Annotated in this window: 21 protein-coding genes; 9 read left to right on the top strand and 12 right to left on the bottom strand. The window is 53.5% G+C overall.

From position 1 onward, the window contains the following. Window positions 1-15: 15 nt before the first annotated feature. From ubiD to trxA, 4 genes are all read right to left on the bottom strand, one after another. On the bottom strand, window positions 16-1,488 hold the full coding sequence (ubiD, locus tag KDD30_RS16455; RefSeq protein WP_211646778.1) for a 4-hydroxy-3-polyprenylbenzoate decarboxylase: 1,473 nt from the start codon (window positions 1,486-1,488) through the stop codon (window positions 16-18). A gap of 135 nt (window positions 1,489-1,623) precedes the next feature. After that, complete coding sequence (locus KDD30_RS16450) at window positions 1,624-2,616, bottom strand: hypothetical protein (protein ID WP_211646777.1); 993 nt, start codon at window positions 2,614-2,616, stop codon at window positions 1,624-1,626. A 206-nt stretch (window positions 2,617-2,822) separates the two neighbouring features. Next, complete coding sequence (gene rho, locus KDD30_RS16445) at window positions 2,823-4,088, bottom strand: transcription termination factor Rho (RefSeq protein ID WP_211646776.1); 1,266 nt, start codon at window positions 4,086-4,088, stop codon at window positions 2,823-2,825. Window positions 4,089-4,296: 208 nt separating this feature from the next. Beyond that, on the bottom strand, window positions 4,297-4,623 hold the full coding sequence (gene trxA, locus KDD30_RS16440; RefSeq protein ID WP_211646775.1) for a thioredoxin TrxA: 327 nt from the start codon (window positions 4,621-4,623) through the stop codon (window positions 4,297-4,299). Between the two features lie 113 nt (window positions 4,624-4,736). Between trxA and rhlB the strand changes: the two genes are divergently transcribed. Both rhlB and gppA read left to right on the top strand, forming a co-directional pair. Then, on the top strand, window positions 4,737-6,050 hold the full coding sequence (gene rhlB, locus KDD30_RS16435) for an ATP-dependent RNA helicase RhlB (RefSeq protein WP_211646774.1): 1,314 nt from the start codon (window positions 4,737-4,739) through the stop codon (window positions 6,048-6,050). A 14-nt stretch (window positions 6,051-6,064) separates the two neighbouring features. After that, a complete protein-coding gene (gene gppA / locus KDD30_RS16430) occupies window positions 6,065-7,561 on the top strand; it encodes a guanosine-5'-triphosphate,3'-diphosphate diphosphatase (RefSeq protein ID WP_211646773.1) in 1,497 nt (498 codons plus the stop codon). A gap of 75 nt (window positions 7,562-7,636) precedes the next feature. Here the strand turns inward: gppA and prlC are convergent, their stop codons facing one another. Next, window positions 7,637-9,679 carry an oligopeptidase A gene (prlC, locus tag KDD30_RS16425; RefSeq protein WP_211646772.1) on the bottom strand — a complete coding sequence of 681 codons (2,043 nt, stop codon included), beginning with the start codon at window positions 9,677-9,679 and terminating at the stop codon, window positions 7,637-7,639. A 170-nt stretch (window positions 9,680-9,849) separates the two neighbouring features. Between prlC and KDD30_RS16420 the strand changes: the two genes are divergently transcribed. The 6 genes from KDD30_RS16420 (at window position 9,850) to KDD30_RS16395 (ending at window position 14,582) form a co-directional block, all read left to right on the top strand. Beyond that, on the top strand, window positions 9,850-10,689 hold the full coding sequence (locus KDD30_RS16420) for a 23S rRNA (adenine(2030)-N(6))-methyltransferase RlmJ (protein WP_211646771.1): 840 nt from the start codon (window positions 9,850-9,852) through the stop codon (window positions 10,687-10,689). Window positions 10,690-10,882: 193 nt separating this feature from the next. Then, window positions 10,883-12,238, top strand: coding sequence for a glutathione-disulfide reductase (gorA, locus tag KDD30_RS16415; protein WP_211646770.1), 1,356 nt, complete (start codon window positions 10,883-10,885; stop codon window positions 12,236-12,238). Window positions 12,239-12,406: 168 nt separating this feature from the next. Continuing rightward, complete coding sequence (locus tag KDD30_RS16410) at window positions 12,407-12,637, top strand: hypothetical protein (RefSeq protein ID WP_211650128.1); 231 nt, start codon at window positions 12,407-12,409, stop codon at window positions 12,635-12,637. Between the two features lie 114 nt (window positions 12,638-12,751). After that, window positions 12,752-13,693: a LysR family transcriptional regulator gene (locus KDD30_RS16405; RefSeq protein ID WP_211646769.1), complete on the top strand. Its 942-nt coding sequence runs from the start codon at window positions 12,752-12,754 to the stop codon at window positions 13,691-13,693. Between the two features lie 176 nt (window positions 13,694-13,869). Next, window positions 13,870-14,256, top strand: a complete 387-nt coding sequence (locus tag KDD30_RS16400) for an SMR family transporter (RefSeq protein WP_211646768.1) — start codon at window positions 13,870-13,872, stop codon at window positions 14,254-14,256. Continuing rightward, window positions 14,253-14,582 carry an SMR family transporter gene (locus tag KDD30_RS16395; protein WP_211646767.1) on the top strand — a complete coding sequence of 110 codons (330 nt, stop codon included), beginning with the start codon at window positions 14,253-14,255 and terminating at the stop codon, window positions 14,580-14,582. The genes KDD30_RS16400 and KDD30_RS16395 overlap by 4 nt, the downstream gene beginning before the upstream one ends. A 259-nt stretch (window positions 14,583-14,841) precedes the next feature. On the opposite strand, the gene traF is transcribed toward KDD30_RS16395, so the two are convergent. Then, complete coding sequence (traF, locus tag KDD30_RS16390) at window positions 14,842-16,086, bottom strand: conjugal transfer protein TraF (protein ID WP_249199163.1); 1,245 nt, start codon at window positions 16,084-16,086, stop codon at window positions 14,842-14,844. Between the two features lie 361 nt (window positions 16,087-16,447). Here traF and KDD30_RS16385 point away from each other — a divergent pair, with 361 nt between their 5' ends. Continuing rightward, window positions 16,448-17,815: a YjiH family protein gene (locus tag KDD30_RS16385; RefSeq protein WP_249199162.1), complete on the top strand. Its 1,368-nt coding sequence runs from the start codon at window positions 16,448-16,450 to the stop codon at window positions 17,813-17,815. 68 nt (window positions 17,816-17,883) lie between these two features. Here KDD30_RS16385 and KDD30_RS16380 read toward each other — a convergent pair whose 3' ends face one another. From KDD30_RS16380 to KDD30_RS16355, 6 genes are all read right to left on the bottom strand, one after another. Further along, the gene (locus KDD30_RS16380; protein WP_211646766.1) at window positions 17,884-19,509 is read right to left on the bottom strand and encodes a polysaccharide deacetylase family protein; all 1,626 of its coding nucleotides are present in this window, start codon (window positions 19,507-19,509) and stop codon (window positions 17,884-17,886) included. Window positions 19,510-19,762: 253 nt separating this feature from the next. Beyond that, window positions 19,763-20,875, bottom strand: coding sequence for an ABC transporter ATP-binding protein (locus tag KDD30_RS16375; RefSeq protein ID WP_211646765.1), 1,113 nt, complete (start codon window positions 20,873-20,875; stop codon window positions 19,763-19,765). 5 nt (window positions 20,876-20,880) lie between these two features. After that, window positions 20,881-21,720 carry a carbohydrate ABC transporter permease gene (locus KDD30_RS16370; protein WP_211650121.1) on the bottom strand — a complete coding sequence of 280 codons (840 nt, stop codon included), beginning with the start codon at window positions 21,718-21,720 and terminating at the stop codon, window positions 20,881-20,883. Window positions 21,721-21,739: 19 nt separating this feature from the next. Then, window positions 21,740-22,669 carry a carbohydrate ABC transporter permease gene (locus tag KDD30_RS16365; protein WP_211646764.1) on the bottom strand — a complete coding sequence of 310 codons (930 nt, stop codon included), beginning with the start codon at window positions 22,667-22,669 and terminating at the stop codon, window positions 21,740-21,742. Window positions 22,670-22,737: 68 nt separating this feature from the next. After that, window positions 22,738-24,000 carry an ABC transporter substrate-binding protein gene (locus KDD30_RS16360; RefSeq protein ID WP_371826053.1) on the bottom strand — a complete coding sequence of 421 codons (1,263 nt, stop codon included), beginning with the start codon at window positions 23,998-24,000 and terminating at the stop codon, window positions 22,738-22,740. A gap of 287 nt (window positions 24,001-24,287) precedes the next feature. Continuing rightward, window positions 24,288-25,016, bottom strand: a complete 729-nt coding sequence (locus KDD30_RS16355) for a winged helix-turn-helix domain-containing protein (RefSeq protein ID WP_211646763.1) — start codon at window positions 25,014-25,016, stop codon at window positions 24,288-24,290. Between the last annotated feature and the right edge of the window lie 219 nt (window positions 25,017-25,235).

The following is a 25,235-nucleotide window of genomic DNA, read 5'->3' as shown; positions in this document are numbered from 1 at the left end:
TGTGTTGATTTGACGTCAGTTGTTCAGAATTCCCAGCTCATCCCAGATGGCATCCACTCTGGCGACGACCTCGGGGTCTTTGATAATCGGGGTGCCCCACTCGCGCTGCGTTTCGCCTTCCCACTTATTGGTTGCATCCAGACCCATTTTCGAGCCCAGCCCAACCACAGGGGAAGCAAAATCCAGCGAATCGATCGGCGTATTTTCGATCATCACGGTATCGCGCGCCGGATCCATCCGGGTGGTAATCGCCCAGATCACATCATTCCAGTCCCGGGCGTTCACATCGTCATCACAAACGATCACAAACTTGGTATACATGAACTGGCGCAGGAAAGACCAGACGCCCATCATGACCCGTTTTGCATGGCCCGGATACTGCTTCTTCATGGTCACAACGGCCATACGATAGGAGCATCCTTCCGGTGGCAGATAGAAGTCGACGATTTCCGGGAACTGCTTTTGCAAGATCGGGACAAAAACTTCATTCAGCGCCACACCCAGCACCGCAGGTTCATCCGGCGGGCGGCCAGTATAGGTGCTGTGATAAATCGGGTCTTTCCGCATGGTCACATGCGTGACCGTGAACACATGATGGCGCTCAACTTCGTTGTAATACCCGGTATGATCGCCATACGGACCTTCATCGGCATACTCGTTGGGATCAATATAGCCTTCCAGCACGATTTCTGCGCTGGCCGGCACTTCCAGATCATTGCTGATGCTCTTGACGACCTCAGTCTTACTGCCCCGCAGCAACCCTGCAAATGCATATTCAGACAAGGTATCCGGCACGGGCGTCACCGCCCCCAGAATCGTGGCCGGATCCGCGCCAAAAGCGACAGAGACCGGAAATTTCTCGCCCGGATGCGCCTGCATAAATTCCCGCATATCCAGCGCACCACCCCGGTGAGCCAGCCAGCGCATAATCACTTTGTTCTTGCTGATTTTCTGCTGGCGGTAAATCCCGAGATTCTGGCGTTTTTTCTCCGGACCACGCGTGACCGTCAGGCCCCAGGTCAGCAGCGGTGCCACATCCCCCGGCCAGCAACTCATCACCGGAATTTTATCGAGATCAACCTCATCCCCTTCCCAGACAATCTGCTGGCAGGGCGCTTTACTCAGCCGCTTGGCCGGCATGTTCAGGACCTGCTTGAAGACCGGCAGTTTATCGATCGCGTCGCGGAAACCTTTCGGCGGCTCCGGTTCTTTGAGATAGGCCAGTAACTTACCGACTTCCCGCAGCTCCAGCACATCTTCCCGACCCATGCCCATCGCCACCCGCTCAGTCGTGCCAAACAGGTTTGCCAGCACCGGCATATCGTAACCCACCGGATTTTCAAACAGCAATGCCGGACCACCGGCCCGCAGGGTCCGGTCGCAGATTTCCGTCATTTCATATCGGGGATCGACTGGCTGCTTGATGCGCTTGAGTTGCCCACGCTCTTCCAGGTAGGCAATGAAGTCGCGCAGATCATTGAATTTCATTCCTGCACCCTATCTGTTGACTCGCTCGGACCCGCATAGGGCCGAGATGAAAATAGGACACATTATATACTTATCACTATCAAGATGCTTGTTTCGTGGGAATTTATTGGCGACCTCGCAGGCCACCATGACCGATCACAGGGAAGAGGAAAGCGCGGTTTCCAGATTGCGCTTGAGTGTGTAGCTCTTGGTACCGGCGGCGAGCTTCGTCAGCCAGCTGCTGTGCCCTTCGCTCACCAGATGTCCGGCCACCAGTTCTCCGTCCTCAGGCTCTGACAACTTGGCTAACAGAAACACTTCCACTTGAGCAGGCAGCGGCTTGAGGGTCGCCAAGGCCTGATAAGCCTGCGCTTTCAGCGACGGATTACGTGTGGCTTCAATCAGCTGATTCACGGCGAGCTGATCCGGCAACAGATCAGTCAGGCGATTCAACTCCGCACGACTGTATTGATCGGTCCGGCGGCGCCAGAGTTGCTGATAGAGTGCTTCATCGCCGGTACTTTCAGCCAGTAACGCCAGTAATCCGTTATCCGGCAGCCAGAGGAGCTGTTTATCCGACAGAAACTGATTGGCCAGATAGCGTTGTCCCTGTTCGGATACCGCCGGAAGCTGGGCCAGCGCAATATCCCGACGGACTCGCTGCACGTTCCGTTCACCAGCCAACCAGTCGCTCAGCACCAGATCACCCGCGTCCGCCTGACGGACGAATGCCGCCGCCAGCTGTTCACGCTGCCAGTGCTGCAAAAGTTGTCGGGCCTGAGGGCCATAGTTGAAGGCCGAACGTGTCACCCGATAACCATCGCCTTGCTCGGTCAGGGTGAATCGGGGTTTGCGGGTCACTAAAGTCTCCAGCCAGGCGACTTTGGTTTCGTCCAGCTGATCCAGTGTTTGTGCGTATTCAACCAATCCCGCTCGCAGGGCTTCCTGTGCCAGCACCGGGAAGTCCGCCAGTTGTTGGTTCAGCTGGTCGATCTCACTGTCACGATACAGTGATTTGAGTGATTTGAGTGCCGGAACAACGTCTGCGGTCACCTGCTGAAATTCCTGCGGGCTGAGTTCATCAGCCTGCAAGGGCCAGGCAAGCAACAGCATCCACAACCCGATCCACATGCCCCATCCATGTCGCATGTTCTTGTCCTTATTTTATTTGGTTGTCGATTCCATTCGTGTATTCAACCTCCACCTTCCTGGCCAGATGCTGAATACATGAGCGCTTATTCATTCACAGGGAGAATAAACCTATCCCTATTGAGTAGTTCCTCGAATATTATCAGCAATAAAAAAACGCCACACAAGGTGGCGTTTTAATGAAGTGTGACATGAAGCCAGAGTTATCAGGACTTCTGACGACGCATCGCGTCGAAGAACTCATCATTGGTCTTGGTCATCGACAGCTTATCAATCAAAAATTCCATGCTGTCGGTTTCAGACATCGGATGAACAATCTTGCGCAGGATCCACATCTTCTGCAGCTCGTCCGGCTTGGCCAGCAGCTCTTCACGACGAGTCCCTGAGCGGTTGAAATCAATCGCAGGGAATACACGTTTCTCGGCAATCTTACGAGACAGGTGCAATTCCATGTTACCTGTCCCTTTAAATTCTTCGTAGATCACTTCGTCCATCTTCGAACCGGTATCGACCAGCGCGGTTGCGATGATGGTCAGGCTACCGCCTTCTTCAACATTCCGTGCCGCACCGAAGAAACGCTTCGGACGATGCAGGGCGTTGGCATCGACACCACCGGTCAGTACTTTACCGGAGGATGGCACCACGGTGTTGTAGGCACGAGCCAGACGTGTAATCGAGTCCAGCAGGATCACCACATCTTTCTTGTGCTCAACCAGGCGCTTGGCTTTCTCGATGACCATTTCAGCCACCTGAACGTGACGGGATGCCGGCTCATCAAAAGTCGAGGCAACCACCTCACCTTTCACCAGACGCTGCATCTCGGTAACTTCTTCCGGACGCTCGTCAATCAGCAGCACCATCAGCTCACACTCTGGGTGGTTATAAGCAATGCTCTGTGCAATGTTCTGCAGCAACATGGTTTTACCCGCTTTCGGCGGTGCCACGATCAGACCACGCTGACCTTTACCAATCGGTGAGGCCAGATCCAGAACACGTGCAGTGATGTCTTCAGTAGAGCCGTTACCGCGTTCCATACGCATGCGATCGTTTGCATGCAGCGGTGTCAGGTTTTCGAATAGGATCTTGTTGCGGGCGTTGTCAGGTTTGTCGTGGTTTACTTCGTTGACTTTCAGCAGGGCGAAATAGCGTTCACCGTCTTTGGGTGGCCGGATTTTACCTGAAATGGTATCACCGGTACGCAGGTTGAAGCGGCGAATCTGGCTTGGCGAGACATAGATGTCATCCGGGCCGGCCAGGTAAGAGCTGTCTGCGCTGCGCAAAAAGCCGAAGCCGTCTTGCAGAATTTCCAGAACCCCATCGCCGAATATATCCTCACCACTTTTGGCGTGCTGCTTGAGAATTGCGAAGATGATGTCCTGTTTTCTCAAACGCGCTAGGTTTTCGAGTCCCAAGCTTTCGCCGAGCGCAACCAACTTGGAAATAGGCTGGTTCTTCAGTTCTGTAAGATTCATAGTGGTGGGTTTCTTGTCAGTCAAATTAGGGGTTCTATGGTTAATTGATAATTGAGAAAAGCTTTGACCAATGGGGCTGGTCAAGAAATGAACTGTCGTATAATTAACGTGCAATAACTTAGCACTAAAGCAGGCGGTCGTCTAGTACGCTGAAATGACACCGCGCACAATGAGGCATTGTACGCGGTCCAGGTCTCAATTCTGCCAATTACAGATTGGCGTCAAGAAACTCTTTCAGTTGCGTCTTGGACAATGCGCCCACTTTGGTCGCTGCCACTGCGCCGTCCTTGAACAGCAGCAGGGTCGGAATACCGCGGATACCAAACTTTGGTGGGGTTGTTGCATTGTGATCAATGTTCAACTTACCAATCGTCAGTTTACCTGCGTACTCATCTGCGATTTCGTCAAGAATAGGCGCGATCATTTTACATGGTCCGCACCACTCAGCCCAAAAATCGACTAAAACTGGGCCTGCAGCATTAATCACATCGTTATCAAAACTTGCGTCTGTCAGCTGCACAATCTTGTCGCTCATCTTCCACTCCAATGGTTGATTTTCAACGCTGATTCTATTTTAACCAGCAAATCGATGCCCTATTTGAATTGAATACGTTTCGTATTGCAACCCTAAGCTGATATTCTATACGAATGAAGACGACTCACATCACAGAGCAGAAATTTGCCGATCTGGGGCTACACCCTCAGGTTTTACAAGGGCTGGAAGACAAAGGGTTCCATTATTGTACCCCGATCCAGGCCCTGGCATTGCCGGTAGTGCTCTCCGGCCGTGATATTGCTGGTCAGGCGCAGACAGGGACTGGCAAGACCCTGGCCTTCCTGACGGCCACCTTTAACCATTTAATGCTGACACCAGCATCTGAGGAGCGAAAAACCAATCAGCCCCGTGCAATCATTATGGCACCTACACGGGAACTGGCAATTCAGATTTACAATGATGCAGCCCCACTGCTCAAAAGTACAGGACTGACCGCAGGCCTGGCCTATGGTGGCGAAGCGTACGAGAAACAAAAACAGCATCTGGAAAATGGCGTCGATATTCTGATCGGTACCTGCGGCCGGATCATCGATTTCTACAAGCAGCGTGTCATTGATCTGAAAAGCATTCAGGTTGTGGTGCTAGATGAAGCGGACCGGATGTTCGATCTGGGCTTTATCAAAGACATTCGTTTCCTGTTCCGTCAGATGCCAACACCAAAAGCGCGTCTGAATATGCTGTTCTCCGCAACCCTGTCTTACCGGGTGAAAGAGCTGGCATTCGAACACATGAATACGCCGGAAAACGTTGTGGTTGAACCGGATCAGAAAACCGGTCACCGCATTCAGGAAGAGCTGTTCTATCCGTCTAATCAGGACAAAATGTCTCTGTTGCAGACGCTGATTGAAGAAGACTGGCCGGATCGTGCCATCATTTTTGCCAACACCAAGCACAGCTGTGAAAACATCTGGGCTCACCTGGAAGCGGATAATCATCGCGTCGGACTACTGACCGGTGACGTTCCGCAGAAGAAACGCGTGCGCATTCTGGAACAGTTCACCCAAGGTGAAGTCGACATTCTGGTTGCAACAGATGTCGCTGCACGGGGTCTGCATATTCCTCAGGTGACCCACGTATTTAACTACGATCTGCCTGACGATGCGGAAGATTACGTGCACCGGATTGGCCGGACCGGCCGTGCGGGCGCCTTCGGCAATTCCATCAGCTTTGCCTGTGAAGTCTATTCGCACAATCTGCCAGCCATCGAAACGTATATCGAGCATGCTATTCCACGTTCGAATTACGACCCGAGTGCACTGCTGGACGATTTGCCGCCGCCGGTTAAAGTACAGCGCTCACCTCGCCAGAACGGCGGACGTCGCAGTAACAGCGGCTCCCGTCAGGGTCAGGGACAAGGACAGGGTCGTCAGCGTAACCGCCGTCGTGCCCCACAGAAAACGCAGTAACTGAAGAAGACGCCATGGAAAGTTGTGTCGTATCTCCGCTGTATGCAGCCATTGATTTGGGCTCCAACAGTTTCCACATGTGGATCGTGCGCGAAGTCGCAGGCAGCGTGCATACGCTGGCCAAGATCAAGCGGAAAGTCCGGCTCGCGGCTGGCCTGAACAGCCAGAATGTCCTGAGTCAGGAAGCGATGCAGCGCGGCTGGGAATGTCTGGCCATGTTCGCCGAACGTCTGCAGGATATCCCGGCCGAACGGATCCGGATTGTGGGGACAGCGGCCCTGAGAACCGCAGTCAATGCGGACGACTTTCTTTCCAGAGCGACGGATATCCTCAACCACCCGATTGAAATCATTCCGGGGGAAGAGGAAGCACGAATCATCTATCAGGGGGTTGCCCATACCTCCGGTGGTCAGGGGAAACGTCTGGTCGTCGATATCGGCGGTGCCAGTACCGAGGTCATTATCGGGGAAGGCTTTGATGCCCGGGCGCTGACCAGCCTGCAAATCGGCTGTGTCACCTGGCTGGAAGGCTATTTCAAAGACCGCCACCTAAGCGCAGAAAACTTCAGTTCTGCCATTCAGGCAGCCAAAGATGCCATTGCCCCGATTGTCGAGCCGTATTGCGATCTGGGCTGGGATCACTGTGTCGGTGCCAGCGGCACGGTTCAGGCCCTGCAGGAAATTATGCTTGCGCAGGGCATGGATGAGCTGATCACCTTGGCCAAACTCAAACGGCTGCAACGTCAGGCCATGCAGTATGAACGGCTGGAAGATCTCGATATCGAAGGGCTGACGCTGGAACGGGCGCTGGTTTTCCCCAGCGGCCTGTCGATTCTGATCGCCCTGTTCGAAACGCTGGGCATTCAGACCATGACCCTGGCCGGTGGTGCACTGCGGGAAGGCATGGTGTACGACATGATGAGCCAGCAGATGTGTCAGGACGATGTCCGTTGCCGAACACTGAACAGCCTGCAGGTTCGTTACCAGATCGACACGCATCACGCGGCGACAGTGGCGGACACTGCACTGGCATTACTGGATGACTGCCAACCCGTGTGGCAATCGGACATTCAAGCCCGCTCGCTGCTTCAGGCCAGTGCGCTGCTGCATGAAATTGGCACCGGGATTGGCTTCAAGCAAAGTGGTGACCATGCTGCCTATCTGATCCAGCATCTGGATCTGCCCGGCTTTACCCGGGCCCAGAAGCATCTGCTGGGTGAAGTGCTGCGCCGCTACCGCGACAACCTGACCAGCCTGCCGGAACAACATGCCATGCCTGCGATTCAGGCGGTCCACATCCTGCGTCTGCTGCGTCTGGCCGTGATTTTGTGCCATCGCCGCGACAGTCAGCATCAGCCTCCGGCACATCTGACCGTAGACGACAATCAGCTCACGCTGGTTGTCCCTCAGGCCTGGCTGGCGGCCAATCCGCTCACCAATGCAGAATTACAGCAAGAAGCCCATCGTCAGACCGATCTGGGCTGGCCACTGCAAATCAGCGAAGCAAGCTGATCGGATTGACTGTTATCCCCATGAAAAAAGGCTCCTTTGCAGGAGCCTTTTCTGTCTCGTTCTCTTGTGAACCGCTTAACCTGTGATGCCACTGTGACGCAGCAGGGCGTCAATCTTCGGCTCACGGCCCCGGAAGCGTTTGAACAGCGCCATCGGTTCTTCACTGCCGCCACGTTCCAGAATACAGTTCAGGAAATCAGCGCCGGTTTGCGGATTGAATATCCCTTCTTCCTCGAAGCGCGAATAAGCATCTGAAGACAAAACTTCCGCCCACAGATAGCTGTAATAACCTGCGCTGTAACCACCCGCAAAGATATGGCTGAAGCTGTTCGGGAAGCGGCCCCATTCCGGGCTCGGCACCACGGACACCTGACGTTTGATACTTGCCAGCGTATCCAGAACCTGTGCGCCGACTTCAGGGTCATAGTTGGTGTAGAGGCTGAAGTCGAACAAACCGAACTCCAGCTGACGCAGCATCCCCATGGCCGACTGGAAGTTCTTGGCCGCCAGCATTTTCTCCAGCAGCTCAGAAGGCAACGGCTCACCGGTTTCGTAATGACCGGAAATGAAGGCCAGTGCTTCTTCTTCCCAGCACCAGTTTTCCAGGAACTGACTTGGCAGTTCCACCGCATCCCAAGGCACACCATTAATGCCGGAAACGGCAGACTCTTCCACCTGCGTCAGCATATGGTGAATACCATGGCCTGTTTCGTGGAACAGCGTCACCACTTCGTCATGCGTAAACAGCGCGGGTTTGTTACCGACCGGTTTATTGAAGTTACAGGTCAGATACGCGACCGGATGTTGCAGGCTGCCGTCCTGACGAACACGGCGGACAATGCACTCATCCATCCAGGCACCGCCGCGCTTGTGCTCACGGGCATAGAGATCCAGATAGAAGCTTCCACGCAGCGCACCACTGGCATCAAAGATATCGTAGAAACGCACACTCGGATCCCAGACATCCACGCCTTCACGTTCAGTCACTGTCATGCCGAAGACACGCTTGAGTACTTCAAACAGCCCGGACACCACTTTCTGCTCCGGGAAGTAAGGGCGCAGCTGCTCATCCGAGATGCTGTAGCGGTGCTGTTTCAGTTTTTCAGCGTAATAGGCAATATCCCAGGGTTCCAGATCATCCGCACCAAATTCCTCACGGGCAAAGGCACGCAATTCAGCGACCTCTTTCTCACCCTGCGGCTTAGCCCGGGCAGCCAGATCATTCAGGAAACCCAGCACCTGATCGGTTGATTCCGCCATTTTAGTTGCCAGCGATTTTTCACTGTAAGTATTAAAACCAAGCAGGCGCGCCAGCTCATGGGTCAGTTTCAGTTTTTCCGCGATGATTTCGCTATTGTCCCATTTGCCCGCATTCGGTCCCCGGTCAGATGCGCGGGTCACAAAAGCTTCATACATCTCGCGGCGCAGCTCGCGGTTGTCACAGTAAGTCACCACCGGCAGGTAAGACGGAATTTCCAGCGTCAGCAGGTAGCCGGTTTCCCCTTTGGCTTCAGCCGCAGCGGCTGCCGCCTGAAGTGCTGACTCCGGCATCCCGGACAACGCACTGTCGTCTTTCACCAGCTTGCTCCAGCCCATCGTGGCATCGAGCACATTGTTGCTGAAGGTCGACGATAGCTCAGACAAACGCTTGCTGATCTCGCCATAGCGGTGCTGCTCTGCCGCGGGCAGGCCAATCCCGGAGAGTTCAAATTCTTTCAGCGCATCCGTGATGGATTTTTGCTTCGCTGGAGACAATGCAGCAAAGTCTTCATTCTGGCGAATGCTTTTATAGGCTTCGTACAAGCCTTTGTGCTGGCCCAGCCAGGTGCTGTAATCCGACAGCATCGGCAGGCAGCTTTCATAGGCTTCACGCAGTTCAGGGCTGTTCTTCACCCCGTTCAGGTGGCTCACCGGCGACCAGATGCGGCCCAGCCGGTCATCGACTTCGGCCAGTGGTGCACAAATGCTGTCCCAGCTTGGCGCCTCTCCGCTGGCCAGGACTTCCTCGACTTTGTTCCGGCAATCCTGAATCGCCTGCTCGACGGCAGGAAAAATGTGTTCGGGTTTGAGTTGCGAAAACGGCGGCAAGTCCGTCATGGTCAGAAATGGGTTCGACATGGGGCATCCTTTATTTATCTGCTTCCTGACTAAGTGTGTCTTCTTCAGGACAATTTCAATCCTTTTCCGGATTAAGTTTAGCGGCAACTTCAGATCTGCTGCTACAACCCGCTGGATATTCCCGCTTTTTGCGCCATAATAGCCTCTTTTTCAACACCGCAGAGTTCCCCATGCTCAGTTACCGTCACAGTTTTCATGCTGGCAATCATGCCGACGTGCTCAAGCATATCGTTCAGAGTCTGATTCTGGATGCACTCAAACAAAAGGAAAAACCTTTTGTTTACCACGACACCCATTCCGGCGTCGGCCGCTACGATTTGCAGGACGAGCGCAGCGAAAAAACCGGTGAGTTCCTGCAAGGGATCGCCCGGGTATGGCAACGTGACGATCTGCCTGAAGCGCTGGCATCTTATCTTGATGCCATCCGCGTACTGAATAACGGCGACACCCTGCGCTATTATCCGGGCTCGCCGAAAGTTGCCCGCGCCCAGATCCGCGAACAGGATCGCATGGTGCTCTCTGAGCTGCATCCGACCGATTTCCCGCTGCTGCTGCAGGAATTCCGGGGCGATCGTCAGGTCCGCATTTATAAAGAAGACGGTTTTGCCCGCCTCAAGGCCAGCCTGCCACCGAAAGAACGCCGCGGGCTGGTGCTGATCGACCCGCCTTATGAGCTCAAGCACGAATACATGGATGTGGTGGATGCCATCGATGAAAGCGTTCATCGCTGGGCCACCGGCACTTATGCGATCTGGTATCCAGTGGTGTATCGCAGCAACATCGACGCCATGCTGGCCGGACTGGAAGATCTCGGCATCCGCAAAATTCTGCAAATCGAGCTCGGTGTAGAGCCCGATACCGAAGAACGTGGCATGACCGCTTCCGGCATGATCGTGATTAACCCGCCATGGAAACTGGAAAGCCAGATGGCGACCCTACTGCCGTGGCTGCAGTCTGTGATTGCTCCCACCCGTGGTCACACTACGCTGCGCTGGGTGGTACCGGAATAATCCGTTACCCGCAGATGATCCGGTGCCGAATCTAAACTGGCAGGCACCGGATGGTTATCCCCTTTGCTTCTTCCCCGCAAGATCACAGCCCGTTCCACGACACCAACGTCCGTTTCCCCGAACCTAGCATCTGAAGGCGACTTAGGTATACACTGTCGTCCAGCTAAGATTTCACAGCATAGAGAGAAAAGTCATGGCAACGCATTTTGATTACATCTGTATTGGTGGCGGCAGCGGCGGGATTGCCTCAGCAAACCGTGCTGCAATGTACGGCGCAAAAGTCGCGCTGATTGAAGCCAAAGCCTTGGGCGGAACTTGTGTCAACGTCGGTTGTGTACCGAAAAAAGTAATGTGGCACGGCGCTCAGATTGCAGAAGCCATGCATCTGTATGCCAAAGATTACGGCTTCGACGTTGAAGTGAAAAACTTCAATTGGTCCACTCTGGTCGAAAGCCGTGAAGCCTACATCGGCCGTATTCATCAGGCTTACGACAATGTTTTGGGCAAAAACAAAATCGAAGTCATCAATGGTTTCGCGAAGTTCGTCGACGCCAAAACCGTTGAAGTGAACGGCCAGCACTACACCGCAGATCACATTCTGATCGCCGTGGGTGGCGAGCCGACGATTCCGAACATTCCGGGCGCAGAGCACGGCATTGATTCCAACGGCTTCTTTGAGCTCAATGCGCAGCCAAAGCGGGCTGCCGTGATTGGTGCCGGTTACATTGCTGTTGAGATCGCCGGTGTGCTGAACGCCCTGGGAACCGACACCCACCTGTTCGTGCGAAAAGAATCACCGCTGCGCAGCTTCGATCCGCTGATCGTCGAGACGCTGGTTGATGTCATGAACACCGAAGGCCCGACACTGCACACGCACTCGGTGCCAAAAGAAGTGGTGAAAGAAGCCGACGGCAGCATCACCCTGCATTTCGAAAATGGCGAGTCTCACAACACCGACCTGCTGATCTGGGCGATTGGCCGCCATCCGGTGACACACAAAATCAATCTGGAAGCGACAGGCGTTGCGACCACAGACAAAGGCTACATCAAGGTCGATGAATACCAGCAAACCAACGTACCGGGTATTTACTGCGTGGGCGACATCATGGACGGCGGCATTGAGCTGACGCCTGTAGCCGTCAAAGCGGGCCGTCAGCTGTCTGAGCGCCTGTTCAACAACAAGCCAGAAGCCAAAATGGACTACAAACTGGTGCCAACCGTGGTCTTCAGCCACCCACCAATCGGCACCATCGGCCTGACAGAGCAGGAAGCCATCGCTCAGTACGGCGAAGACAACGTGAAAGTGTACCAGTCTGGCTTTACGGCCATGTACACCGCCGTCACCAGCAACCGCCAGCCCTGTAAGATGAAGCTGGTCTGTGCCGGTCCGGAAGAAACTGTGGTCGGCCTGCACGGCATCGGCTTCACCGTAGACGAAATGATCCAGGGCTTCGGCGTCGCCATGAAGATGGGCGCCACCAAAGCCGACTTCGACAGCGTGGTTGCCATCCACCCAACTGGCTCGGAAGAGTTTGTGACTATGCGTTGATGGACGCTTCCAGCAACTGACATCTGCAAATAAAAAGAAAGCGATACACTGTTTTTGGTGTATCGCTTTTTTACTGGCCTGTGCACACCTTCATCGGCTCGTTCACCTCTTCCATGTCCCAATTGCACCCAAACCTGTCTGATCTGAAGAAGACGGGGGCCACGACGCCTGAGAACCAATACACTCATCCGCCAGCTGGTTCGCGAAAACAGACTTTCTGTCCGCGATCTGATCCAGCCGGTGTTTATTGAAGAAAACATCACATCGCCGAAAGAGATTGCTGCGCTGCCGGGGATCCGGCAAATCAAAGACGCACAACCCGAGAAGATTCTAATCCCGGATATCTGTTTCTGCGAGTACACCACCCACGGGCATCTTGATCCAGTCTTTCATGCCTAATCAACGGCATCAGATAACGCCTGAATCACGATGCCACGCGTTCCCCGTGACCGGACCGCCGCAAGCCATTACAATCATCAAATCACTTTTTCTGTTGATCTATCAGGTGTCTGCATGGCCCATCAACTCGATACGCTGGATTTGAATCTCATGCGCTTGCTCAAAGCCGTGGTTGAGCACAAGAGTATTAAAGTAGCCGCCATGCAGTTGGGGATCTCTCAGCCCAGTGCCAGCCGGGGAATTGCGCGTTTAAAAGCCACGCTGAATGATCCGCTGTTTGTCCGGAAGCCCCATGGGGTAGAGCCTTCCCCAATGGCGTTGCGGCTGGCGGAGGAGTTCGACAACATTCTGGCGCCGATCGAAAAAGTGCTGAAGGAGTTTGAGGACTTCAGCGCAGCCGAGTATGACGGCCATTTATCACTGGTGGTGGATCCATACCTGCTGGATGAACAGGGCCAGCAACTGTTGCGGGTCTGCCATCAGTCGTTCCCGAAGGCAACCTTTACCTTTTCGAACTGGAACAGTTACAGCCAGGATGAAATGCTGGATGGGCAGCACGACTACTGCATGCTGGATCAGGAAACCGAGCTGCCCAAAGATCTCTATATGCGGCCGCTCTTTACCGAAAAGCGAATGATTGTGGCACGGAAGAACCATCCGACTTTGTCGCAACATCAAGATGTGAATGACTGGGAGACGGTCTCGCAGTTGCCGATCATTTCCCTGCCGGCACCGGCCTCATACAACCCGTTGTGCACCGTCGAGTCGGAATATCAGCGCATGGGTTACCAGCCGCGGGTATTGCTGAAAACGTATAATCTGCGTTTGGCAGCCCAAATGCTGCTGGATACGGATGCCATTATGTATGCCAGCACGAGCACCATCCGGCTGTTTCCGGCGCTGGCCGCCTACCCGATGCCAGCCGTCAACCGCGAATTCAGTGACTTTGTGATTTCCGGCGGTTTTGTCCAGTCCAACCGCAATCATCCGCTCCACCAGCATTTACATCGAGTCATAAAGAAATGTTTTCAAGCGGGACCCATCAAAGTTGAGTGATATTCATAATTGAATATCTCATATACCTGTTCCCCTTTCTGGCCAACGGCTAATCTTGCCTGGTATTGCAAAGCATTGCCCGTTATCTCGGCCTGAATCTTCAACTGGTCTCAATTCGCTGTGTGGCCTGGCAATCCTTTGCTATCCATTAATGTTCATTCATTGGCAGGTATAGCATGTTTATTGCACGAATCTTTCTGCTGTTGGCCATCACCTCTGAAGTGGCCGGCACCAGCACCATGAATCTGATCGGAGAGGAAAATTCACTTTGGGGATACGGCGTGATGTATCTCCTGATCACGGTGTCTTATTACTTTCTGTCGCTGGCCGCGAAAAAAATCGCCATCGGTGTGGCCTATGCAGTCTGGGAAGGACTCGGCATTGCACTGATCACGCTGGTCTCACTGTTTGTCTTTGACGCTGATCTGAGTCTGCAGGAACTGCTGGGCCTGGGCCTGGCAGTCGTGGGGATTGTGATGGTGACATTGGGTGAGTCGCAGCCGGAGCAAGATCAGGATACATCTTCTGCAAGTTGTGCGTCGGCCTCCAGGAGTCTGTCATGAACCAGTTTTTTACCTTATCGTTTGGTTTTGTGCTGCTGGCGGCCATCGTCGATATTGCGGCAAATATGGCCCTGACCCGTTCAGACGGATTCAAACACCGGCTCTGGGGTGCCACATCAATTGTGCTGGTTCTGACGGCATTTACTTTACTGGTTCAGGCGGTCAAAGAGATTGATCTGGCGGTGGCTTATGCTTCATGGGGCGCAATTGGCATTCTGGGCACAGCCATCGGCGGCTCCGTATTGTTCAAGCAACGGCTGACCCCACTGGGCTGGGCAGGCATCTTTGTCGTGATTGCCGCCGTAGTGGTGATGAAAACGGCCTGATCGCCGTCCAGTACTGCGACGCAAAGCATCAAAACCGCTTAAACGAAAAAACCCGCCGATCGTCTGGCGGGTTTTTCTATCAGGCTTCAGGTTGCTTTATACCAATCAAAGTAAGTCAGTGATCAGAAATAGCGTCGGAAAAATGTTTGAGAACAAGGCGGATTTTTTAGATAAGTAGTTATTCTACAATCAAAAAATCTAACGCAGTTGTCGAGCATTTGAACAAGCTAGGATGAGCAATGATTTACTGCGATTGGTATTACATGGTAAAGGCGAACTGCAGCGCACCGCCGTAGTTATTGTCCTGACCATATTGCAGCGCCAGATCAACCGCCACCACACCGAACGGACTCAGACCCAAGCCGGCACTGACCGTGTCTTCCGCAGAATCGGTCAGACTCAGGCTATAACCGGCACGCAGCTGAATCCAATCCCAACCGTTCAGCTCCATCCCCAAGCGGGCATACTGAGTCGCCAGATCAAACTCTTTGAAATATTTCTGTTCGTTCAGATCCACATCCGCAGCGGCAGTAAACCAGCTGTTTTCATAGGCAACGCCCAGGGTGTATTTCGGCTCAACCAGTAAGGTTTTGCTGGTGAATTTACCCGCCAGACCCGCCGGAGATGCCGGCGTGTTGGTTTCCAGTTCTTGTTTGAACAGGTTCCGGCCACTGAAACCAACGGTTACTGATGGCATTGGCTGATACGCCAGACCGAAGTCCAGGTTAAATGCCGTGTCATCACGGTACTCATCTTCAAAGCTGAAGTCACTGTCATCAAACTGACTCACCGTGTTTTGGAAACTGACTGCAATCAGCTGCTGAATTTTTGGTGACAGGCCGACAGAAACAGTCTGCTCAGGTAAAGACACCGTTGGAATCGCAAATGATTTCCCCATGGCCAGACCCACATCCACAATACCGCCGCCGATGCCCAGCACATCGGACTGCAGGTTATCCAGATCCGGTGGATGACTGCCATCAACACCCGCCAGATCAGCCGGGTCAATGTTCGCTTTCGCCAGACTGACAATCTGCGCCTGTGTAAACAGGTTCATGCTCAGATAACGGTTCGGCACCGCAACCGCAGCGCCGACACTCAGGTCTGCTTTCAGCTTGCCTTCGTCCAGCGCCATCAGCGCTGCTTTCCACTGATTCACCAAGGCGTCAGAAACCGGTGCACCACCACTGTTGTTGATCGCCGCTTCCAGTTGATCATTCACATCCTGAAAGTCATCCACTTTCTGATTCAGGTCGTCCGGATCGTGAAGGCTGACACCGACCGCAGGCAGCAGCACACCAAAATCATCGTTTTTATCGTAATGGGCAACCAGTGCCGGATTATAAAAGCTGGCTGTCAGGTAGCTGGCAGAAGCCACCCCAGTGCCACCCATGGCGACACTTCTGGCATCCGCACCGTTCACAGCAGCCTGAGTAGAAAAAGAACTCACGGACAATGCCGCAGCCACCGCGAGTGAGAGTCCCTGCAATTGTATTTTCATCATTTTTTGTAATTACTTGCTATGAGTTTGTCAAAAAAGTATTAAAGCAGGGGTCATTATATAAGCGAAAATCGGCTAAACAATGACAATATCCGTAACGGTGACATCCTGCCCAAATCCGGCCTCAGGGGGTCATACCACCACAGAATGTAATTCAAGATCTATCTTTGTTAAACGTGAGTTACTTATCATAACCTCTAATTTACAATGAATAATTAGATGATTCTTTCAGCAAAGTATTCCATCGCAGTGATAAAAAATGTAACCTTTTAGCGATAATATGAATAATAACTGCATGTTTATGCCGAACTTATTCACTTAGTCCGGATAAAAACACGTTGTATCAGTTACTTAAAGGTCAATCATGTCAGAACAAGTGATAACTGGCGCAAAGAAGCGTAAAGCGCCCTGGCTCATGTTTATTCTTCCTTCCCTGCTGGGTGTGCTGCTGTTTATGGCGCCAATCAGCGTGAATGGCGAGATCACCATCCCAATCGCACTGATGGCAAAAGCCATTCAGAGTCTGTTTGAAGGCAGCCTGACCGCGATTGTTACCGCAGTCATTACGCTGACTGCACTGTGCTCAGTGCTGGTGCGTCTGACCAACCCCCGTTTCGTTGAACGTAAACCTTTTATTGCCAATCTGTTCAAACCAAGCCTGCCTTGGTTCATCGTTCAAGTCCTGGGTGCCATTTTTGCGAACCTGACTTTTTTCGAAGTCGGTCCGGCGGCAATTTATAATGGCAATACGGGCGGTCTGGTTCTGAACGATCTGCTGCCCGTTCTCTTTGCTGTATTCCTGTGTGCAGGCTTCTTCCTGCCCCTGCTGACGAACTTTGGTTTGCTGGAATTCTTTGGCGCGATGCTGACGAAAATCATGCGTCCGCTGTTCCGACTGCCGGGCCGTTCTGCGATCGACTGTATGGCTTCCTGGCTGGCGGATGGCAGTGTGGGCGTGCTGCTGACCAGCAAACAATATGAAGAAGGCTTTTACACCAAGCGTGAAGCCGCCGTGATTGGTACCACCTTCTCTGCCGTTTCGATCACCTTCAGCCTGGTGGTTCTGGCACAGGTGAAACTGGAGCACATGTTCCTGCCGTTCTACGCCACCGTGTGTCTGGCAGGCATTGCTGCGGCGATCATTGTGCCGCGTTTGCCGCCACTGAGCCGTAAGCGTGACGAATATGTTTGCGGCACACCGCTCGAAAAAGATATGGATGCCCTGCCAAACGGTCACACCGTGATGAGCTATGGTCTGGAAAAAGCCTTTGAGCGTGCCGGTAAAGTGACCAGCCTGCGGAAAGTCGTCAATGACGGCGTGAAAGCAGCCATTGATATGGTCTTCGGTGTTCTGCCTGTGGTCATGGCCATCGGTACGCTGGCCCTGATTGTGGCGGAATACACCCCCGTCTTTAACTGGCTGGGCATGCCGTTCATTCCGCTGCTGGAACTGTTACAGATCCCGGAAGCAACGGAAGCATCGAAAACGATCGTGGTTGGCTTTGCTGACATGTTCCTGCCAGCGATTCTGGCCGGTGACATTCAGAGCGACCTGACCCGCTTTGTGATTGCGGCGTTGTCTGTCACCCAGCTGATTTACATGTCTGAAATCGGTGCCCTGCTGCTGGGCAGTAAGATCCCGGTAAAAGCCTGGGAACTGTTTATGATTTTCATTCTGCGTACACTGGTAACCCTGCCGGTCATCGCACTGATTGCGCACCTGATTTTCTAATCACGGCCAATCCAACCCCATCAAAAAAAGCGGCTGAAACAGCCGCTTTTTTCTTTTCCGAGACTCAGTTACTGCTGCGCTGGCCCAAAGGAAACCACCAGATTCATGTCGGCACTGACAGGCCCAAGCGTAAAGCTGCCCGGTGCACCCAGTTGCTGACGGACACCGTCCAGTTCAATGTACTCCACCTGATAGCCAGCTTCCGGCGTCAGGGTGTACACCTGGCTTTGGCCTTCGGCAATCATACTGGTGCCTGTTGGGCTGACGGTCCCGAAGTAGCGGATCGTCGAAGTATCACACAGGCCTTTACCCTGCCATGGGCCCCAGGTTGACGCGCCAGGTTCTTCCCCTTTGGTCCACCAGGAAGCTTCCCAGACGTTTCCGTTGTGCGATACCCGGCTGCCGCCAGTATATTCATTGGTCGCACTCCAGGCCGGTTCGGTGCAGCTGCCGCCATCCACGGGATGCCCCACCACAGAAGCACTCAGACGGAAATACTGCGGCCCCTGTGTATCCAGCGCGACTGGGTTTTTCATCCAGGCAATCAGCTGATCGTAACGCACGATACGGACTTCCGGCTTGCTCAGTGCATAATCCAGAAACTCTTCCAGCACTTCGCGGCGCATGGGCGCATCAGCACTTTTGAGATCGTGGAACATATCGGTGTGCGCACCCAGCATCATGGGCGAACGGTTTCCGGCCAGACGCTGATCCAGCGTGTACTTCATCGTCGCCAGCAGCTCGGCCTTGTTGAACTTATAGGTATAGAACAGGTTGTAGTCGAAGCCCGTGATCTTGCCGTTCTCTTTGTTGAACCAGTTTGCCGCAGCTGCTGCTTTGTCACGCAGGGAGTAGTTAATCCCGTACTGTGGCGCCGTCGCATCATCCGGCACGATGAACGGATAGACAGGAATTTCCCAGAATCCCGGATACGTGCTGATCGGCTCTGAGTTCCCCCAGGAGACGAGCGTGTCATTGCCCGGGCTGCCGAAGTCCAGCGTATACGGCCAGTAGTGATCGCCGCCGAACTGATCAGCCTGGAAACCTTCCTGAATACTCACGTCATAAGTGATCCCGGCGCTGATCATGGCTTTGAAAGTGTTGTCATTAAATTCCAGGAAAGGTGCACGGAAGCCAGTGATCTCCGACGCAGGAATCCCGATTCCCTTAGTCGGATCCGGAGAATGAGTGACTTCATTCGGATCAAAGGGCTGCGTCAGGAACTTGTTACAATCATCAATCTCTTTGAACCAGTCCGCTTCGCTGCGCTGACGACCACCTTCGGCATGGGTGACGGTATGGTTCCCGATCTCATGGCCATCCATATAAGCCTCACGCCAGGCTTTCTTCACCCAAACCGGGGATTCCGCCAGCCAGCTGGATGCGTACACACAGGTCTGGAAAAACGTCACCCGGGTCGGCGCGCCATCAAAGGTCAGTGGATTTCCCGTCCCGGCCGGATTGGTGCGGTTCTTGAGCATATCAATCGCCCATTTCATCCCGCCGGCACCTCGGCCGACCTCCGGATAACCCGAATATCCGTTATCATCAAAACCAAATGACACAAACATTGGGACTTCACTCGGCAGTAAACCACCGGGAGGCATCGTAGAGGGTGCCAGCTGATCAGCAGCCTGCACATTGGCGGTCATCGCCAGCGCGGAAAACACCGCACCGGTCAACAATTTGTTCATAACAAATCCTTTTCTGTCTGATTGAATGAAAGGTCCGGAGGCCACATTCACCACACAATCGCAGCATCCGGAAATGGATAAACATCCACACAACCAGTATTCGCCCCTCTCAGAACAGAGTCACGTAACATACAGTAAGGCATTGTTAGCACTGGATTAAATTTAATTTACAATCCGATCATTTATGGTCCGGGCATAAAAAAACGCCTCCCGAAGGAGGCGTGTCAATTGACGAAGATACCCTACTCAACACTTAATGAATGCGATCCTCCGACTGGGGATCAAACAGCACCGCTTTGCTTAAATCGACCGACAGCCGGAACGGACAGCCCGGCACCGGATGACTTTCCGGATCCAGCCGCGCCGTGACCTCCTGATCATTGAGCTGCGTCACCACCAGCGTATCGGCGCCGGTCGGTTCCACGACATCCAGCACCGTCGTGAGATGCCCCTCATAAGCCCCGGCCGGTGAATCACTGGCCTGACGGATCTGCTCCGGACGGATGCCGAGAATCACTTCCCGGTTGACCCAATCGGACAACGCTTTTCCGCGATCCGGCAACGGGATCAGATGCCGCTCCCCGTCCCGGTTCACCAGTTCAACCGCAAAGCCGTCGTTCAGACTGCGCAGATGGCTGCGGACAAAGTTCATCGACGGTGAGCCCATGAATCCTGCGACAAACATATTCACTGGATTGTTGTAAATCTGCTCCGGGCTGGCGAGCTGGAGTAACACGCCATCTTTCATCACGGCAATCCGGTCGGCCAGTGTCATGGCCTCAATCTGATCATGGGTGACATAAACGATGGTGGTTTTCAGCCGCTGGTGCAGCTTTTTAATTTCGGTGCGCATCTCCACCCGCAGCTTGGCATCCAGATTACTGAGCGGTTCATCGAACAGATAAATCTTCGGCTCCCGCGCCAGTGCCCGTCCCATGGCGACCCGCTGACGCTGCCCGCCGGACAGTTCCGCAGGCTTGCGCTCCAGCAGATGATCGATTTGCAGCAGCCGGGCCACCCGGTCCACCTCCTGTGCAATCTGCTCTGGCGACACCTTGCGCATTTCCAGGCCGAAGGCGATGTTGCGCCGCACTGTCATGCTCGGATACAACGCGTAGGACTGGAAAACCATCGCAATATCCCGGTCTTTCGGAGACAGTTGTGTGACCTCCTGATCGCCAATCAAAATGGCCCCTTCACTGATCTGATCCAGTCCGGCAATGGTATTCATCAGGGTTGATTTTCCACAGCCGGAGGGCCCGACCAGCACCAGAAACTCACCGCTGTCGATTTGAATGTCTATATTCTTCAGCGCGTGATAGTCGCCGTAATGCTTATTAACAGCTTTGATATGTAAGCTCGACATCGTCATTATCCTTTGACTGCACCGGCAACCAGTCCACGCAGGAAGTACTTACCGGAAATGATGTAAACAAAAATGGTCGGAATCGCCGCAATCATCGCGGCAGCCATATCCACGTTGTATTCCTTCACCCCATGGCTGGTGTTCACCAGATTATTCAGCGCAACCGTCATGGGCTGTGAATCGGGGCCGGAGTACACCACGCCAAACAGGAAATCGTTCCAGATGTTGGTGAATTCCCAAATCAGCGTGACCACAATAATCGGGCCGGAAAGTGGCAGCACGATGTGATAGAAGGTCTGAAAGAATCCGGCGCCATCCAGCTTGGCTGCCGAAATCAGCTCGTCCGGCAGTCCCACGTAATAGTTCCGGTAAAACAGGGTGGTAAAGGGAATCCCATAAATGGTGTGTACCAGAATCAGCCCGGGCACTGAGTTCGCCAGTCCCAGATAGCCCAGCGTCTGCGCCATCGGCAGCAACACCGCCTGAAACGGAATAAAGCAACCCAGCAGCATCAGGGCGAAAAAGAGTTCACTGCCCCGGAAACGCCATTTCGACAACACATAGCCATTCACCGCCCCGATGGCCGACGCCAGCACCACGGCTGGCAAGGTGATCTGGAAGGAGTTCCAGAAATAAGCGGCCACGCCATCACAGCTCAGCCCGGTACAGGCCGATGACCAGGCTTTCTGCCAGGGTTCTGTCGTCGGAGATTCCGGCGGCATCACCAGATTTCCGCTGCGGATTTCAGCCAGGTCTTTGAGTGAGGTGAACACCATCACCACCAGCGGCATCAGGAAGTACACCGCAAAGGCTCCCAGGACCAGATAGGTCAGGGCACGGTTCATGCGCTGGCTCCAGGAAACATTAACCATGTTTTTTCTTCCTCAGTTCTGAATACAGGTAAGGGATGAGAATGGCGATAAAGCCCATCAACGTGATCATGGCACTCGCCGAACCGATCCCAATCTGATTCCGGCCAAAAGCATGCTGATACATAAAGGTGGCAGGCAGATCGCTGGCATAACCCGGTCCGCCCGAAGTCAGTACAACCACCAAATCAAAACTCTTGATGGCCAGATGAGACAGGATGATGAAACAGCTGAAAAAGATGGGTCGCATCATCGGCAGGATAATGCGCCGGTAAATGGTGGGCATGGTGGCGCCGTCAATCTGGGCTGCCTTGATGATCGAGCCATCAACCCCGCGCAGACCGGCCAGCATAATCGCCATCACAAAGCCCGAGGCCTGCCAGACCGCCGCAATCACAATGGTGTAAATCGCCATATCTTTGTCCACCAGCCAGTCGAACTGAAAGCTGGTGAAGCCAAAGTCATGCATCAGTTTCTCAATGCCGATTTCAGGGTTCAGGATCCATTTCCAGGCCGTTCCCGTCACAATGAGAGACAACGCAAAAGGATAAAGATAAATGGTTCGCAGCGCCCCTTCTGCCCGGATTTTCTGATCGAGCAATATGGCCAGCAAGGTTCCGACCGTGATGGCGATCAGAATGAACAACACGCCGAAAATAAACAGATTGGTATACGCCACGGTCCAGCGTTCCATGCTGAACAGCTTGCTGTAATTACTGAGTCCAACCCAGTCGTAACTGGGCAGCATCCGGGAATTGGTAAACGACAACACCAGCGACCAGAGAATAAAGCCGTAGGTGAATATCAAAGTGATCAACACAGAGGGTGACAGCACCAGCTTCGGCAGCACCGCCTGGAATTTATCGATCAGGCTGTCACGCGGTGCAACCTCAGGCAAAGGCTGAACTTGGGTTTCAGTCGTCATAACTAAACTCTTGTCTGAAAAGCAGGCTGACCGGCACGCCAAAGGTGCCGGTCAGACACAGGAAGCGGTTACTTCACCAACTCAATGGCCGAAACCAGTCGCTGAGTTGCCGCGGCGGCGTTCATGTCATTGTCATTAAAGAAGTTCGTCACGACATCGTAGACTGCGCCACTGACCTCTGGCTGCATGGCCATCGCGTGGGCAAAACTGGGCACCAGCGTGCCCGACTTGGCACTGGCCTGAAAGTCTGCCATGGATTGCTTGGCGCAGCTGTCAAAGCGTGCCAGCGATACATCCGGACGGGCCGGAATGGAGCCTTTCTTGAGGTTAAATTCTTCCTGGAAATCTTTAGACATCAGCAGTCGCGAGAGATCCTGCTGGGCTGCCTGAGCATCCTGGCCCTGTTGCTTGAACATCATGAAAGCATCCACGTTGAAGGTGAACGCATCCTGCGTGCCTGGAACAGCTGCGCAGACATAGTCTTTCCCGGGTTGCTTGCCTGCAGCGGCGAACTCCCCTTTGGCCCAGTCCCCCATGATTTGAACCGCGGCCTTGCCATCAATCACCATGCTGGTGCTCAGGTTCCAGTCACGACCTGGCATGCCCTGATCCATGTAAGATTTCAGCTTTTTAAAGGTGGCAAAGGCCTGCGTCATGGTGTCGGAGCCCAAGGCTTTCGGGTCGAGCTGAACAAAAGCCTGCTGATACCATTCATTGCCACCCACCCCTAAAGCCACCTGCTCAAACACAGTCGCATCCTGCCAATCCTGACCGCCATGGGCAAAAGCCACATAGCCGGACTGCTTCGCTTTATCCATGTACGCGAAGAACTCATCCCAGGTTTGCGGGACTTTGCCGCCGTTCACTTCATCTAGAATCGACTTGTTCATCCACATCCAGTTGATGCGGTGTACATTCACAGGCGCGGCCACATAACTGCCCTGATATTTATGAATATCTGCGACCACAGGCGGCAGCAGCTGGTCCCATCGCTCGCTGGCCGAAACCGTATCCAGCTTCGCCAGCACGCCCAGATCGCCCCACTGGGAAATTTCCGGCCCGGCGATCATGGATGCTGATGGCGGATTCCCTGAAATCGCCCGGGATTTCAGGACGGTCATCGCGGTTTCACCGCCACCGCCGGCAACAGCGAAGTCCGTCCAGGTATGACCTTCATCTTTCATCATTTTCTGCAGGACGGCCAGTGCCGCCGCTTCGCCACCCGAAGTCCAGTAATGCAAAACCTCCACATTTCCGGCATGTGACTGTCCCATCGTGAATGTGGCCAAAGCCGCTGCAATCAGTGATTTTTTCAGATGTTTCACGTTCATTTCTCCCTAAATAACGTTGTGGAACTAAAGCAAATCACTTTAGTCTCGAAATCGGCCCCGCCCACAACGCAGTACTCAGTACGGATGGGCACCGAAAAATGTTTCATTATTGTTAACGCCTATTGATTGATTATTCACTGAGGATGCATAGAAGTCACTGAATGCTTGGTAAGCACGTGTAAGTGGTATGTAGCGCGTTTGTTACAAATCCGAAATTGGGCTTGTCCCCCTTTGAAATCAATCAGTTCAGTCAGGTCAGGGGGACAAACGGTCAGCTTGAATGGTGGTCAGAGGGCCAGCGGTTCAACATGGGCAGACAGCACATAACCCACACCGCGGATGGTTTTGATCAGACTCGGATTCTTTGCATCATCTTCCAGGCGGTGACGCAGGCGGGAGATATGGACATCCAGACTGCGGTCATCCGGGGTTGAATCCCGGCCCCGGGTCATGCCATAAAGCTGATCTCTGGATAACACCTGATTGGCATGGGTCAGAAAGATTTTCAGCAATTGGAAATCGGCGCCGGACAACGGCGTCCGTTTGCCATCCCGGTCTTCAATTTCACGCTTCACATGATCCAGCACCCAGGAGCCGAAGCGATAACGTCTCGGCGCATCCGGCGGAGACGCTTTGACCACTGCGACTGGCTGACGCCGGCGTAAAAGCACCCGAACCTTGGCCAGCAGCATTCTGGGGTTAAAGGGTTTCACCAGAAAGGCTTCTGCCCCGACCTCCAGCGCCACAATCCACTCAGCCTCATCCACAGGCTCAGACATGAGCATCAAAGGGATACGATGCTGCTGATACAACTGGCGGCACAAACTGAAGCCGTCATACTCCGGTGATTTCAGCTCCATGATGATTAAATCCGGTAACAGCACCGGCAAACATTGGTTTAACTCCTGAACACTGGACAGGCTGATCACATCAAACCCGGCATTGACCAGATACTGCTGTAACTGATACGTATGTGTTCTGTCCCCGTCCAGAATGACGATACTTTTCCTTCGCATGATTCAGCCTATCCTCACTGTTCTGAAGAAATTAATGGTCGAACATCTGTCCCAGCCAAGGCTTCCATAACATTTTTTTTACATCCTTATAGCCAAAATCAACGGCTTTGTGAACCAATCAATGAATAAAAAGTGCGCTGATACATCGTCAGCAGGCTTTGGTCTAAAAAATAAAAAGCCTAACCACAACAAATGGTTAGGCTTTTGTCTTACTCAAGG

The organism is Photobacterium sp. GJ3 (genome assembly GCF_018199995.1).
In the GTDB taxonomy this organism is placed as follows: domain Bacteria; phylum Pseudomonadota; class Gammaproteobacteria; order Enterobacterales; family Vibrionaceae; genus Photobacterium.
The sequence above is the reverse complement of the archived record's forward strand: the minus strand, read 5'-3'. Positions and strand labels throughout refer to the sequence as shown.

Excerpts from the sequence above, each read along its gene's own strand:
- KDD30_RS16420 (WP_211646771.1), top strand. The coding sequence starts at position 9,850 with ATGCTCAGTTACCGTCACAGTTTTCATGCTGGCAATCATGCCGACGTG.
- traF (WP_249199163.1), bottom strand. The coding sequence starts at position 16,086 with ATGATGAAAATACAATTGCAGGGACTCTCACTCGCGGTGGCTGCGGCA.
- KDD30_RS16395 (WP_211646767.1), top strand. The coding sequence starts at position 14,253 with ATGAACCAGTTTTTTACCTTATCGTTTGGTTTTGTGCTGCTGGCGGCC.
- KDD30_RS16450 (WP_211646777.1), bottom strand. The coding sequence starts at position 2,616 with ATGCGACATGGATGGGGCATGTGGATCGGGTTGTGGATGCTGTTGCTT.
- ubiD (WP_211646778.1), bottom strand. The coding sequence starts at position 1,488 with ATGAAATTCAATGATCTGCGCGACTTCATTGCCTACCTGGAAGAGCGT.
- KDD30_RS16375 (WP_211646765.1), bottom strand. The coding sequence starts at position 20,875 with ATGTCGAGCTTACATATCAAAGCTGTTAATAAGCATTACGGCGACTAT.
- KDD30_RS16355 (WP_211646763.1), bottom strand. The coding sequence starts at position 25,016 with ATGCGAAGGAAAAGTATCGTCATTCTGGACGGGGACAGAACACATACG.
- gorA (WP_211646770.1), top strand. The coding sequence starts at position 10,883 with ATGGCAACGCATTTTGATTACATCTGTATTGGTGGCGGCAGCGGCGGG.
- KDD30_RS16360 (WP_371826053.1), bottom strand. The coding sequence starts at position 24,000 with ATGAACGTGAAACATCTGAAAAAATCACTGATTGCAGCGGCTTTGGCC.
- KDD30_RS16400 (WP_211646768.1), top strand. The coding sequence starts at position 13,870 with ATGTTTATTGCACGAATCTTTCTGCTGTTGGCCATCACCTCTGAAGTG.
- KDD30_RS16370 (WP_211650121.1), bottom strand. The coding sequence starts at position 21,720 with ATGAACCGTGCCCTGACCTATCTGGTCCTGGGAGCCTTTGCGGTGTAC.
- KDD30_RS16405 (WP_211646769.1), top strand. The coding sequence starts at position 12,752 with ATGGCCCATCAACTCGATACGCTGGATTTGAATCTCATGCGCTTGCTC.
- KDD30_RS16385 (WP_249199162.1), top strand. The coding sequence starts at position 16,448 with ATGTCAGAACAAGTGATAACTGGCGCAAAGAAGCGTAAAGCGCCCTGG.
- gppA (WP_211646773.1), top strand. The coding sequence starts at position 6,065 with ATGGAAAGTTGTGTCGTATCTCCGCTGTATGCAGCCATTGATTTGGGC.
- trxA (WP_211646775.1), bottom strand. The coding sequence starts at position 4,623 with ATGAGCGACAAGATTGTGCAGCTGACAGACGCAAGTTTTGATAACGAT.
- rho (WP_211646776.1), bottom strand. The coding sequence starts at position 4,088 with ATGAATCTTACAGAACTGAAGAACCAGCCTATTTCCAAGTTGGTTGCG.
- rhlB (WP_211646774.1), top strand. The coding sequence starts at position 4,737 with ATGAAGACGACTCACATCACAGAGCAGAAATTTGCCGATCTGGGGCTA.
- KDD30_RS16365 (WP_211646764.1), bottom strand. The coding sequence starts at position 22,669 with ATGACGACTGAAACCCAAGTTCAGCCTTTGCCTGAGGTTGCACCGCGT.
- prlC (WP_211646772.1), bottom strand. The coding sequence starts at position 9,679 with ATGTCGAACCCATTTCTGACCATGACGGACTTGCCGCCGTTTTCGCAA.
- KDD30_RS16380 (WP_211646766.1), bottom strand. The coding sequence starts at position 19,509 with ATGAACAAATTGTTGACCGGTGCGGTGTTTTCCGCGCTGGCGATGACC.